We start from the raw sequence: 12980 nt of genomic DNA on the forward strand, positions 1-12980 counted from the left end.
GACAGAGCTGCTGCGGGCATCCCGGCGAGCCAGGTTGCTGAGAAAGCAAGGACCCAACTCCCGGTGCGGGAGGAAAAAAGGAGGTTTGAGACATGGCGGTAGAGAAAATTGGTGAGAAATATCGCTGCAATATATGCGGCAACGAAGTGGTGGTGACGGCAGTCGGCGGCGGTACCCTGGTCTGCTGCGGCGAGGATATGGAAAAATTGAGTAACCGGACAGTCAGTCAAGAGACCTTGCCACCTGATGGGTAAGGTGGCCCAAGGATAGAATTGTCCGCTGCTTTGAGGGAATATATTGTATTACTTCGCCTATGGCTCTAATCTCAACCAGAAGCAGATGAAAGAGCGGTGTCCGGACAGTAAACCGCTTTTCACCTCTGTCCTGCCCAATTATAAGCTCGTCTTTGTTGGTTGGTCACGACAGTGGCGGGGAGGTGTTGCCAGCATCAAGTCGTTTCGGGGGGAGCGGGTGCGAGGAGCTATCTACGAGGTTACGGAAGCCTGCCTGCAAAGACTTGACCGCTATGAAAGCGGCTACAATCGACTGAAAGTCACCGTGGTCGGTGAGGACGATGAGCCCATCGGGGCTATAACCTATGCTAAGGCAGGTCGACTGGAGGATGCAACGCCCTCAAAGGAATATCTGGCGATAATCCAACAGGGCCTGCGTGACTGGCGGCTGTTTTAAATTTGAGACACACAGACAGGAATCGGGCGTGATTATAACGATTTATTGAAAGAGGCCTAATGAGCACGACGGTGCTTCTTGTCCGCCACGGACAGACGGAATCGAATATCACCGGTTACTTCATGGGCTGGTCCAATGAGGATATCAGCGAACTGGGATATGCTCAGGCGCACAGTATATCCTCGCGTCTGGCCAAATTCCCGATTGCTTCCATATATACCAGCCCTTTAAAAAGAACCATGAATACGGCACGCATTCTGGCCAAACCGCATAAACTGGAACCGGAAGTAATGGATGACCTTATTGAGATAGGGCTCGGCGACTGGCAGGGATTGCACCGGGACGAAATCAGCCAGAAATGGCCGGAAATCTGGAAGCAGTCCAGAATTGACCCTTCAGACATTGCCCTGCCCAACGGTGAAAGTTTCCAGCAGGTAACCGAGCGGGCGGTACGTGCCTTCAACCGGATAGTAGCGGACAACACGGACCGGCAGGCTTTGGCGGTAACGCATGATGTGGTTATTCGGGTGCTGGTGGCACATGTTCTTGGCGCATCCAACAGCATTTACCGGCGCCTGGAAATCAATAACGCCTCACTCAGCATCATCAGAGCAGAAGATGACAGAATAAGACTTGTTACCCTCAATGATACCGCGCACCTTGACGGCATAGGATGATGGAAAGAACAGCTCTTATCAGTGTCAATGACCTCAACATTGACGTCGCCCTTCGGCAGGCTGCCCTCGGCGACAGGGTTCTTGACCTGACGCCGAAGGGATTTGACCTGCTCCTTTTCCTGGCCATGAACCGGGGGCTGGTATTCAATCGGAAACAGCTTCTGGAAAAAGTCTGGGGTTATGACTATGCCGGAGACACGCGCACCGTTGATGTCCATATCAGGTGGCTCAGAAAAAAGATTGAGGCTGACCCTGGAAAGCCAAAGCGCATCCTCACTGTCCGGAGCGTTGGCTACAAGCTAGAGGGATAAGATGCTTTTAAATACTGGTTGGCGGATTATTCTGCTTTTATTCCTGCTCGTTCTCGCCGTTACCGGCTGTGCTCCGCAAGAATCGGAACCATCAGGGTCAGAGCTATCTGGCTCATTCAAGATTATCGGGTCAAATACAGTAACCCCACTGACCGCCCTCTGGGCGGAAGAGTTCATGAAAATGAACCCCAAGGTTAATATTGCCGTGAGTGGCCCTGGCTCCGGCGTTGGCATCGCGTCTCTTATCAACGGCACCACCGATATTGCTCAAGCTTCCCGCGAGATGAAGGCAAAAGAATATGAGCAGGCTACAAATCAGGGAGTGAACCCCTATGAAATTCAGGTAGCCACGGACGCCCTTTCTGTGATTGTACACCCATCCAACCCCATATCCGAACTCACCATCTCACAGCTTTCCGCCATCTTCACCAATGAAATAACCAACTGGAAGGAAGTCGGCGGCAGCGATGCCCCTATCGTGGCTATCTCCCGCGATACCAACTCCGGTACCCATGTTTTCTTCAAAGAGCACGTGGTCCAGATGAAGGGGCTGGACACCGAGAACAAAGAACTCGAGTACGGCCAGAAAGTGCTCTTTCTGCCATCCACGGAAGGGGGAGTAACCGAGGTTGTCAATAACCCGAATGCCGTCTTCTATCCCGGACTGGGCTATCTAACCGACGAGGTCAAACCTCTGGCGATAAAGAAGACCGCAGATGACCCGGGAGTTCTGCCCAGCGTGGCGACGGCGCTGGATGGCACCTATCCCGTTGCCCGCCCCCTCCTCTACTATACCAACGGCGAGCCTGCCGGTGTTATTAAAGAATTCGTTGATTACTGCCTCTCACCGGATGGCCAAGCAAAGGCAATCGAAGTTGGCTATGTGCCTCTGCAATAATATATAATAAAATAGCCCGATATCCCCGGGGAAAAAGCGGAAAGGAATATACTACCCCCATGCTGCAGCGGGGTGCTTCATCAGCCACCGCCCATGCTGGACTCGCCATGAGTCTCAAGCGGCGGTGGCGTTTCCGTGAAAAAGCCATAGAAAGCTTCATCTTTCTAAACGGCCTGCTGGCCGTCATTATCCTTCTGGGTGTTCTTTTTCTTTTACTGCGTGAGGGTCTGCCCGCATTTGCCTATACCTCCCCTCTGAAATTTTTCTTCGGTACACAATGGTATCCGGTCTCCGAGCCGCCAACCTTCGGCATGCTTTCCTTCTTCGCGGCCACGCTCTGGGTTACTTTGATATCAACCGCCGTTGCAGTACCCATCGGAGTTGGCTGCGCGGCTTACCTTGCCGAAGTAGCCCCTTCCCGCGTCAGGGAGACGGTTAAACCCGTTGTCGAGCTGCTGGCCGGAATCCCCTCCGTGGTCATGGGATTCATCGGCCTCATGCTCCTATCGCCACTCGTCCAGAGCGCTTTCAACCTCAATACCGGTTTGAGCGGCCTCACCGCCGCCATCATGCTGTCGATGATGAGCCTGCCCATTATTGTCAGCGTCTCCGAGGATGCGCTGCGGGCAGTACCGAATGAGTTCAGGGAGGCGTCTTACGCACTTGGGGCCACAAAATGGGAAACCATCCGTCATGTCTGCATTCCCGGAGCACTTTCCGGCATTACCGCGGCCATTATGCTCGGGGTGGGCCGCGCCATCGGCGAGACCATGACCGTCCTGATGGTCGCCGGCGGTGCTTTAGCAGTACCGTTATCACCCACCGAGCCAATGATGCCGATGACGGCGGCGATTGCCTCCGGGATTGGCAATGCCGTCCGCGGCGGGCTGCAGTATCAGGCACTCTTCGCCATCGGCCTGATTCTTTTTCTCATGACGCTGTCCGTGAACCTGATTGCCGACCGTGTGCTTGAGCGCCAGAAACAGAAGTTTGCGAGGTAGTCGAGATATGGCAGTTCAGGCCATAACCAAAAAAGAATTAACGCAACGCACCGCCTTTAGCCTGCTGGTACTGGCGACGGCCATTGTGGCCATTCCGGTGCTTTTCATCATCATTTACATTGTTGTCAACGGTGCCGGCGCCATTAGCTGGGAATTCCTGACCCAACCGCCTTCGCAGGCGGGCAAGGCGGGGGGCATTTTCCCGGCCATCGTGGGCACTTTCTACCTCATGCTTGGCACGCTTATATTCTCGCTCCCGGTGGGCGTCTTCGCCGGCATTTACTTAACCGAATATGCCCGCGATAACTGGCTGACCCGCCTCATCAATATGGCCATTCTCAATCTAGCGGGCGTGCCCAGTATTGTTTACGGTCTTTTTGGGCTCGGGTTATTTGTGTTGACCATGAAATTCGGTATGTCGCTGCTTTCCGCCAGCCTGACACTGGCCTGCCAGGCACTGGCCATGACCATTACCACGTCAAGAGAGGCGATTATCGCCGTACCCAGAGACTACCGGGAGGGAAGCCTGGCCGTCGGTGCTACCAAATGGCAGACGATACGGCACGTCGTTATGCCCCAGGCTTTGCCCGGCATTATCACCGGCGCCATCCTGGCGATGAGTCGTGCTGCTGGAGAGACCGCACCGATACTGGTGGTAGGCGCCGCCTTTATAGTAGCCGGACTGCCCAGTTCCCCTTTTGACCAGTTCATGGCGCTGCCCTACCACCTCTACACCACAGCCGCCCATGTCCCGGGCATGCCGAAAACTACCATATGGGGTATTGCGCTGGTCCTGCTGGTTGTGGTATTGTCTTTTAATTCCCTGGCGGTTTTCATCAGAGTGCGAGTTCGGCAGCGGAGGTTTGGTTCATGAGTGTTAACCGCGTACTGTTTAACCATCGAGTAGCTCGCAGCAACAAGACAAAGCTGAAAACATATAAGGCAAATCTGTATTACGGGACGTTTCAGGCACTGAGAAATATATCACTGGATATCCAGGAGCAGTCAATTACGGCAATTATCGGCCCATCCGGCTGTGGTAAGTCGTCTTTTCTGCGCCTTTTCAACCGCATGAACGACCTGATTATCGGGGCACGCGTTGACGGTACTGTGGAGATTGACGATATCAATATTTATGATAAAGACATCGATGTGGTTGAGCTCAGGAAACGTGTGGGCATGGTCTTCCAGAAACCTAACCCGTTCCCCATGTCAATCTTTGAGAACGTCGCCTTCGGTCCCAGGCGACATGGCAGGACAAATCGCAGCGAACTTGAAGGCATCGTGGAACGCAGCCTCCGTCAGGCTGCACTATGGGACGAAGTGAAAGATAAGATTGTGCAGCCGGCATTTGCCCTCTCCGGCGGTCAGCAACAGCGCCTGTGCATTGCCCGCGTTCTGGCCGTTGAGCCGGAGGTCATCCTCATGGATGAGCCTTGCAGCGCTCTTGACCCCATCGCTACCCTCAGAATCGAAGACCTGATGCGCAGTCTGGCCGATGATTACACCATTGTCATCGTCACCCATAATATGCAGCAGGCGGCGCGGGTGTCAGATAATGCCGCTTTCCTTATGATGGAGGAAGACAGGGCCGGCATACTTGTCGAATATGGACCTACTTCCCAGCTTTTCACCAACCCGAAAGACAAGCGAACCGAGGATTACATTACCGGCAGGTTTGGTTAAGCAGCCATAAGGAGGTTCCGACCATGGAGATACGAACCAGCTTTCATAAAAAGTTACAGGATATACAGGACGAGTTACTTGCCATGGGCAGCATGGTGGAAAAGGCAATCAGCCGTTCCATTAAAGCGCTTAAAGACCGCGACCTTAAACTGGCCAATCAGGTGATTGCCGATGACCAGAAGATAAATGAAAAGCGATTTGAAATCGAGGAAACCTGCATTCAACTTATCGCCACACAGCAGCCAATGGCTGGAGACCTGCGCACCCTTATCAGTGTGCTCAGCATTGTCTCGGAGCTGGAACGCATCGGCGACCATGCAGAGGGGATTGCCAAAATCGTGGTCATGATCGGTGATGAGCCCCCGTTGAAACCGCTTATTGACATCCCTCGCATGGCGGAAAAGACCATTGATATGCTGCACCGCAGCCTGGACGCCTTCATGAGCTGTGATAAGAGTATCGCACAGCAAATCGCCGTTGAAGACGATGAGGTAGACCAGCTATACAATCAGGTGTACCGAGAGCTGGTCAGCTTCATGGTGGAAGACCCGAAAACGATAACCCGGGCAACACGTCTTCTCTGGGTAGCCCACAATCTGGAGCGCTGTGCCGACCGGGTAACCAACATCTGTGAACGTGTCATCTTTACCGTTACCGGTAAAATGTATGAAATAAACGTCTCACGCTATTAATCCGTCATTAATAATATGGTCAAGGTATATTAGTTATGAACAGCACGAAACGTACCCCGCTTTATAGCGAGCACCTCAAATTGGGCGCTAAAATGGTGGAGTTTGGCGGCTGGGAAATGCCCCTCCATTACCCTCAGGGTATCCTATCCGAACATCTGGCAACCCGAAAATGCGGCGGGCTCTTCGACATCTCACACATGGGAAGGTTCCGCATCAGCGGCCGCAATGCTCTGTCCTTCCTGCAGTATGTCGTGACCAGCAACGCCGCGGCCTTGCTGCCGGGAACAGCTCAATATACCATGCTGCCCAGTGAAACGGGGGGTGCCATAGACGACGGGTACCTGTATTGTGTCGATGAGTATGATTACCTGCTGGTCGTGAACGCGGCCAATACGGAGCAAGACTGGCAGTGGCTGCAGAAATATGTCCCTAAATTCCCCGATTTAATTCTGGAGGACGTTACCGCCCAGGTTGCCATGCTGGCACTGCAGGGCCCAAAAACAAAGGCCGTGCTGGAGGCCGTCCTCGGCGATAAAACCAAAATCCCGGAGCCAATCTGGAACCACCTGACCAGCAGTGAATTCATGGGCACTTCTATTACTATCGCCAGGACCGGATACACCGGCGAACCGCTTGGTTTTGAACTGTTTCCACCCGCCAGTATAGCGGTTTCGCTCTGGCACAAATTGCTGGAGGCCGGCAATGAACATGGTATCGTGCCGGTGGGACTGGGGGCCAGGGATACGTTAAGGCTGGAAGCCGGTTTCCCTCTCTATGGGCACGAACTCGGGACCGACGCCGACGGAAAAGAGATACCCGTATTCGCCGTGCCGGCAGCCCGTTTTGCCGTCAGTTTCAGCCCGGTCAAAGGGGAATTTATCGGGCGCGAGATACTGCTCCGGCAGTTCCAGGAAGTAAAACTCCGGTGCGAAGGCAGACTGGATGCACCCAGAGATGAGCTGCTCGTTCCCAGAAGCATTTACCTGATGTCTCTGCTGGGCGAAGGCGTGGCCAGGGCCGGCAATCCGGTGCTGGTCGATGGCAAAAACGTTGGGAATGTTACCAGCGGCACGGTGATACCCTACCTGAAATTCGAAGGTCTAGGTACAATGTCCAGGCCCGGTGATGAATCCGCACGCCGGATGCTCTGTCTGGCCTATCTCGATGCGGATTTACCCGAGGGGCAGAAAGCAGAGGTCATCGTTCGGGACAGGCCGGTTAACGCGGTCATCGTCCGCAGACACATTGGTCGTGAGGCGCCACCTTACACCCGACCCCTGTTTCCCGACAATGCGGACGAAAATGCTTCGGCAAAGGACGAAAAGGCAGTGGAAGAACTGGCGGTGAACCTGGTGCAAAGGGCCAACGACAATACCGTTTGGCGACAGCAGCATACCGTCAACCTGATACCATCGGAGCAGACCGCATCGCCGCTGGTGAAGTTGCTGACCATCGCCGACCCATCCGGCAGGTACGCCGAACACCGCAAAGTGGAAGCGCTGGGAAATCTTGAAACTTTTTATTATCAGGGCACCAAGTTCATTGCCGAGGTGGAGAAGGAAGTACAGGAGCAATTGAAAAAGTTCCTCGGCTGCTCTGAAGTGGAAGCGAGGCTTATCAGCGGCCAGATGGCCAATGCCACCACCTACAGCGGCATTATGGACTACCTGAACCGGGCGGACAGACATACCGAGCCGAGGAGAATAAGATACGTCATGAACCACCATATCGGGCGGGGTGGTCACTTAAGCGCCCAGACCATGGGCGCGCTGAGGGACTTCGTTTCCATTGACCCGGTTACCGACCGATGGGCGGTGGTCAACTTCCCCATTCTTCCCGAAAATCCGTATCAGATAGACATTGCCAGAACCGCGGAACTCATTGCCAGGTACCAGCCGGAACTGTTTATCTTTGGCAAGAGCATGGCCCTGCACCGCGAGCCGGTTAAAGAAATAGCCCGGATAATCGCTGATATAAAGCCGAAGCCAATCATCTTGTATGACGCCGCCCATGTCCTCGGCCTGTTCGGCCCTTACTTCCAGGAGCCATTGAATGAAGGTGCCGATATCGTAACCGCCTCCACGCACAAGACGTTCTTCGGCACGCAGCGTGGAATCATTGCCAGCAATATGAGTCAGGATTCTGATTACGCTGAACTCTGGGATAGCATCGTACGACGAGCCTTCCCCGGCAGTGTCAGCAACCATCACCTCGGCACCCTGCTCGGACTGCTCATGGCCGCCTACGAAATGAACACCTACGGGCGCGATTACCAGCGCCAGGTGCTGGCCAATGCCAGGGCTTTTGCCCAAGCCCTGAAAAAACGGGGGCTTCAGGTTGAGGGAGACCCTGCGGTTAACTATACGGAGACGCACCAGGTTGTCCTGCGCGTCGGTTATGCCCGCGGTGTGGAGATGGCGGAACGGTTGGAGAAAAACAACATCATCGTCAACTTCCAGGCGCTGCCCGATGATGAGGGCTTCACCGCCAGCAGCGGACTGAGAACCGGCGTCCAGGAGATGACCCGCTTCGGCATGGAGGAATCAGATTTCGCCGAGCTGGCGGATTACATGGCTGCGGTCATTCTTGAAGAAAAGAACATTGCCGATGAGGTAGCCCGCTTCCGGCAGAGATTCACCACCATGCGTTACTGTCTGCCCGAGGAAAAGGCCAGACCGCTCATTGATAAAATGCTCGGCAGTCTGTTAAAATTATAAGGTCCCTGTACCGCAAAATTTGAAGAGGTGATTGTCCATGCCCAGTGTTCCATATCAAGAATTGAAACCGCCGCAACGGATTCTTCTCGGCCCCGGCCCCAGCAATGTCCACCCCCGCGTCCAGCAGGCTATGATGGCGCCCATCCTCGGGCACATGGACCCATATTTTTACACCGTTATGGAGGACAATATGAGCCTCCTGCGCTACCTTTTCCAGACCAAGAACGCACTCACCTTCCCCATCTCAGCCACCGGTTCGGCGGGGATGGAGGCCGGCTTATGTAACTTTCTGGAGCCGGGTGACGTTGCCGTTATCGCGAATAACGGGTTCTTTGCCGAGCGAATGATAAACATCGCCTCGCGCTGCGGCGCGGACATAGTCCAGCTGAATGCCGAGTGGGGTCGCATCATCGAGCCAGAGGCAATCGAAGCCGCCTTTAAATCCCGGAAAAAGGTGAAACTGCTGGCGCTGGTCCATGCCGAGACCTCCACTGGCGTTCTCCAACCTCTTGCTGAAGCTGCTCAACTAGCCAAAGAGCATGATGCTCTATTTCTGGTGGATGCCGTTACGTCTTTGGGTGGGCATGAACTGGCCATAGATGATTGGGGCATTGATATCTGCTATAGCTGTTCTCAGAAGTGTATCAGCTGCCCGCCCGGACTGGCTCCCTTCACCGTCAATCAGAAGGCCATGGACACGCTCAAGAACCGCTCCCGCGATGTGCACAGCTACTATTTTGACCTCTCTTTGCTGGCCAAATACTGGATAAGAGACGGCGGTCGTGCCTATCATCATACCGCGCCCGCCTGCATGTTCTACGCCCTGCACGAGGCGCTGGTGCACATTGCTGAGGAAGGTCTGGAAGCGCGCATCCAGCGCCACCTGAAACATGGAACAGCGCTTAAAGCCGGCCTCGAAGCAATGGGGCTTGCCTTACACGCCCAGCCCGGCCACCGCCTCAGCACCCTGACCACAGTGCGTATTCCGGAAGGCATCGACGATGCCCGCATACGACAGCGCCTCCTCAGCGATTACAGCATCGAGATCGGAGGTGGCCTGGGTGTGCTGAAAGGAAAGATATGGCGCATCGGGCTTATGGGGTATTCCTCCAGTGAGCAGAATATTTTGCTCTTCCTTTCCGCGCTGGATAAATTGCTGGCTGAGGAAGGCTATAGGACGGAGACCGGTGCCGGGATAACCGCTGCCATGAAGTCACTTCGAGGATAAAACTATTTCCCCTCGCTGTACTGGCGATATTGCTTCAGTATCTCGGCGACGATTTCGTCCTGCTCTTTCCTTCGACAATCGATGGTTATATCGGCATACTTGAAGTAGAGCGGCCTTCTCTCCTCGTAAATCTGCCGCAGCGTCTTGTATCTCAATCCGACGATTCCCCGGTCAAGACCTCCGACCAGCTTGGCCTCTATATTGGCAAAAGAATCGTCCAAATAGATGAGAACCGCGTTCCCTTTGAGGTAGTCCATAAGGTCAGGATGGTAGATAATGCTGCCGCCCGGCGCCACTATCATGCGCGGCAATTGTATTTCTAACATGCGGCGCTTTTCTACTTGCAACAGCGCCCCTTCCCCTTCGCTATCAATGATTTCCTGTATTCGTTTACCGTCTTTCTGCAGGATGTAATCATCCACATCGATAAAATCAAACCCGAGGTCCTCAGCCAGCGCCATCCCGATAGTTGACTTACCGACGCCGGCCATACCAATGAGAACGATGCTTTCACTTTTCATGGCTGAAACCCTTCCTTGATTTTCAGACCAAGAATAGCACCTGTCCTCAGAACCCGTCAACTGAATGATGCTGAACTCCGTACCTTATATGGGGCAATTTATATCGGGTATTTACTTGACACTCTTTTTGCACTATACTACCTACTACATTGTGACAGACATTTCTTTAGCAATAATACTGGCTATCTCGGCTTATTTACTGGGGGGATGTCCTTTCTCCCTCTGGGTGGGGTGGCGGCGGTTAAACAAAGATATCCGGAAATACGGTGATGGCAATCCCGGTGCGGGCAATGTCTTCCGGGCCGGCGACGTCAGGACAGGCGTGATTGCGGTTATTCTTGACATTGGGAAGGGTTTCCCTTTTGTCTTCATCGCCCACTCTCTCTTCGGACTTCCTGGGCTTTTAGTTGCCGCCATCGGGTTGAGTGCCATACTTGGCCATGCCTTCTCTCCGTTTCTGCGCTTCAAGGGCGGCAAGGCACTCGCGGTTACCGCCGGGGTTCTTCTGGCGCTCCCCCAGTACCATCTGCTTGTTATCTTCCTCGCCTTCATTTTCGCCGCATTTCTGTTTATTGAACAGGATGCCTGGACAACTATGGCGGCCCCGGCTGGCTCGCTGGCCTACCTGATAATCGTCCGGGGGGACTTATGGGAATTACTGTTTACGCTTGGCGTTCTGATACTATTCACCATCAAACAATATGAAAACCTGAAAACTGCCCCCAGATTCAGACTGAAACCCGTTCGGTGGTACCAGTCTAGAAGCTGATGAATAAAAAAGGGAACTAATGGAATGCTGTATCAGGGAATAATCGCCGCCGGGCTTTTCATCTTCATGCTTAACCTCGCTCTTAACCTGAGAAACCTCAAGACCCTGCGCCGCGATGAGAAAATCCCCGAGCCGGCCCCCTTCATTTCTGTTCTTGTCCCCGCCCGGGATGAGGAGTCAAATATCACCGCCTGCCTTGAGTCGCTGCAGAAGCAGGACTATCCCAACTATGAGATCGTGGTGCTGGACGATAACTCATCAGACAATACGGGGGCGATAGTGGAAAACATTGCCGCCAGGGATAGCCGTGTACGTCTGCTTCGGGGTGAGCCGCTGCCAAAGGGCTGGACGGGCAAGTCTTTCGCCTGCTATCAACTGGCCAAGCAAGCCCATGGCTCCTGGCTTTTGTTTGTTGACGCCGATACGACGCATGCTCCCCATATGTTGCGCAGCGCTCTGGCCCAGGCGCTGCGTTTCAATTCCTCGCTTCTTTCCGGCTTTCCGCGTCAATTGGCAAGCTCACTGCCACAGAAAATGGCCATTCCGGTGCTGTACTTCATCATCCTTACCTGGTTTCCTATCTGGTGGTTACAGCGCTCCAAAAATCCGAAACCATCACTGGCCATCGGTCAGTTCCTGCTCCTTCCCAGAGAGGAATACTGGCGCATTGGCGGTCACGAGGCGGTAAAATCCCGTATCATTGAAGACGTCTGGCTGGGCGTTGAGATAAGCCGTCGCGGTGGCCGTCAGGCGGCGGTTGACCTGTCACCCGCGGTCTCCTGCAATATGTACCGCAATGTGGGCGCCATGATGGAGGGCTTTATCAAATGGATTTATTCGGTGGCGTCACTATCCCCTATCGCCCTGACGGTCATGATGGCTGCCGCCTACTTTTTTTACCTGGCGCCATTCTATCATCTCTGGCGAGAGCTTTTTGTGGTCATGGGCCCTACCGGCCTGCGTGCCGTCGTTATCTCCCAGGTGGGCATAATTCTATTTATGCGCTGGCTGGTGGACAATCGTTTCAAAGAGCCATTTATCTCGGTCTTCCTGCACCCGTTCGGACTCTCATTCCTTTTTCTGGCCTCCTTCTGCGCTGTTTTTCGGCGCTTAGTTGGGGCTGGTGTACGCTGGAAAGAACGCCTGTACAGCCGGGAATCTTCCATTGAGTAAACCATTTATCTTTGATTTTGAGGAAATTTTATATTAGGTAATTATCCCCTCTAGACAAGTATTTCTATCCTTAATGCAACTCTAGCGCTACTTGTGCTGTCAGGGTGTCTAGTCGCTTCTTGGCAGCGTCGAAATATTCTTGGTCAATTTCAATGCCGACGAATCTCCGTCTTCGGCGAAGACTAGCGACTCCCGTAGAGCCGACACCCATGAAGGGGTCAAACACGGTGTCACCTGGATTAGAGGCTAGGCAGATAATATGTTCCAAGACCTTGAGAGGCTTCTGCGTTGGATGAAACGGTTTCTTTATCCGTTCACTTCCCATACAGATAGGCGTCTCTATGAAGTTATGCATGTCTTTTTGATTAGTAAAGTTCCAAGTATGTCCCTTATTCCACATACATACTATCAACTCACAACTATTAAGGAAGCCTGCTCTCCTTACTTTTGGCACTGGGTTAGTTTTATGCCAAACCATGTTATTGGAAAGTGTCAAACTCCGGGTTGAAGACTACATAACATTTACCTACAAGGTTATTTGAAAAGCGACAAGTTTTCCAATTCTAACCTTTTATTGTAGTAATCTATGATTTCTTCGTAGCTTTGATATTTGTAAC

14 protein-coding genes and 1 pseudogene are annotated in these 12980 nt (G+C 53.4%); 13 read left to right on the plus strand and 2 right to left on the minus strand.

Translation table 11 applies throughout. From position 1 onward, the window contains the following. Window positions 1-92 precede the first annotated feature (92 nt). From KKD83_07890 to KKD83_07940, 11 genes are all read left to right on the plus strand, one after another. Window positions 93-254: a desulfoferrodoxin FeS4 iron-binding domain-containing protein gene (locus tag KKD83_07890; GenBank protein ID MBU2536065.1), complete on the plus strand. Its 162-nt coding sequence runs from the start codon at window positions 93-95 to the stop codon at window positions 252-254. Between the two features lie 43 nt (window positions 255-297). Continuing rightward, window positions 298-690, plus strand: a complete 393-nt coding sequence (locus tag KKD83_07895; GenBank protein MBU2536066.1) for a gamma-glutamylcyclotransferase — start codon at window positions 298-300, stop codon at window positions 688-690. 59 nt (window positions 691-749) lie between these two features. Then, on the plus strand, window positions 750-1367 hold the full coding sequence (locus KKD83_07900; protein ID MBU2536067.1) for a histidine phosphatase family protein: 618 nt from the start codon (window positions 750-752) through the stop codon (window positions 1365-1367). Then, on the plus strand, window positions 1364-1678 hold the full coding sequence (locus tag KKD83_07905; protein ID MBU2536068.1) for a winged helix-turn-helix domain-containing protein: 315 nt from the start codon (window positions 1364-1366) through the stop codon (window positions 1676-1678). Before KKD83_07900 ends, KKD83_07905 begins: the two co-directional genes overlap by 4 nt. Before the next feature lies 1 nt (window position 1679). After that, window positions 1680-2576: a PstS family phosphate ABC transporter substrate-binding protein gene (locus KKD83_07910; GenBank protein MBU2536069.1), complete on the plus strand. Its 897-nt coding sequence runs from the start codon at window positions 1680-1682 to the stop codon at window positions 2574-2576. 107 nt (window positions 2577-2683) lie between these two features. Next, window positions 2684-3577 carry a phosphate ABC transporter permease subunit PstC gene (gene pstC / locus KKD83_07915; protein ID MBU2536070.1) on the plus strand — a complete coding sequence of 298 codons (894 nt, stop codon included), beginning with the start codon at window positions 2684-2686 and terminating at the stop codon, window positions 3575-3577. 7 nt (window positions 3578-3584) lie between these two features. Further along, window positions 3585-4451, plus strand: a complete 867-nt coding sequence (gene pstA, locus KKD83_07920) for a phosphate ABC transporter permease PstA (protein MBU2536071.1) — start codon at window positions 3585-3587, stop codon at window positions 4449-4451. After that, a complete protein-coding gene (locus KKD83_07925; protein MBU2536072.1) occupies window positions 4448-5263 on the plus strand; it encodes a phosphate ABC transporter ATP-binding protein in 816 nt (271 codons plus the stop codon). The genes pstA and KKD83_07925 overlap by 4 nt, the downstream gene beginning before the upstream one ends. 23 nt (window positions 5264-5286) lie before the next feature. Beyond that, window positions 5287-5955 carry a phosphate signaling complex protein PhoU gene (phoU, locus tag KKD83_07930; GenBank protein MBU2536073.1) on the plus strand — a complete coding sequence of 223 codons (669 nt, stop codon included), beginning with the start codon at window positions 5287-5289 and terminating at the stop codon, window positions 5953-5955. A 35-nt stretch (window positions 5956-5990) separates the two neighbouring features. Continuing rightward, window positions 5991-8672: a glycine cleavage system aminomethyltransferase GcvT gene (gcvT, locus tag KKD83_07935; protein ID MBU2536074.1), complete on the plus strand. Its 2682-nt coding sequence runs from the start codon at window positions 5991-5993 to the stop codon at window positions 8670-8672. A gap of 37 nt (window positions 8673-8709) precedes the next feature. Beyond that, window positions 8710-9900, plus strand: coding sequence for an alanine--glyoxylate aminotransferase family protein (locus KKD83_07940; GenBank protein MBU2536075.1), 1191 nt, complete (start codon window positions 8710-8712; stop codon window positions 9898-9900). Window positions 9901-9902: 2 nt separating this feature from the next. On the opposite strand, the gene KKD83_07945 is transcribed toward KKD83_07940, so the two are convergent. Continuing rightward, window positions 9903-10421 (minus strand): shikimate kinase, encoded by a 519-nt coding sequence (locus KKD83_07945; GenBank protein MBU2536076.1) that lies wholly within the window; start codon window positions 10419-10421, stop codon window positions 9903-9905. Between the two features lie 115 nt (window positions 10422-10536). Between KKD83_07945 and KKD83_07950 the strand changes: the two genes are divergently transcribed. Then, complete coding sequence (locus KKD83_07950; GenBank protein ID MBU2536077.1) at window positions 10537-11190, plus strand: glycerol-3-phosphate acyltransferase; 654 nt, start codon at window positions 10537-10539, stop codon at window positions 11188-11190. Window positions 11191-11214: 24 nt separating this feature from the next. Then, a complete protein-coding gene (locus tag KKD83_07955) occupies window positions 11215-12363 on the plus strand; it encodes a glycosyltransferase (GenBank protein MBU2536078.1) in 1149 nt (382 codons plus the stop codon). Window positions 12364-12433: 70 nt separating this feature from the next. Here KKD83_07955 and KKD83_07960 read toward each other — a convergent pair. Further along, window positions 12434-12905: pseudogene (locus KKD83_07960) on the minus strand (site-specific DNA-methyltransferase). Window positions 12906-12980: the final 75 nt, after the last annotated feature.

Source organism: Chloroflexota bacterium, from assembly GCA_018829775.1.
Lineage (GTDB): Bacteria > Chloroflexota > Dehalococcoidia > Dehalococcoidales > RBG-16-60-22 > E44-bin89.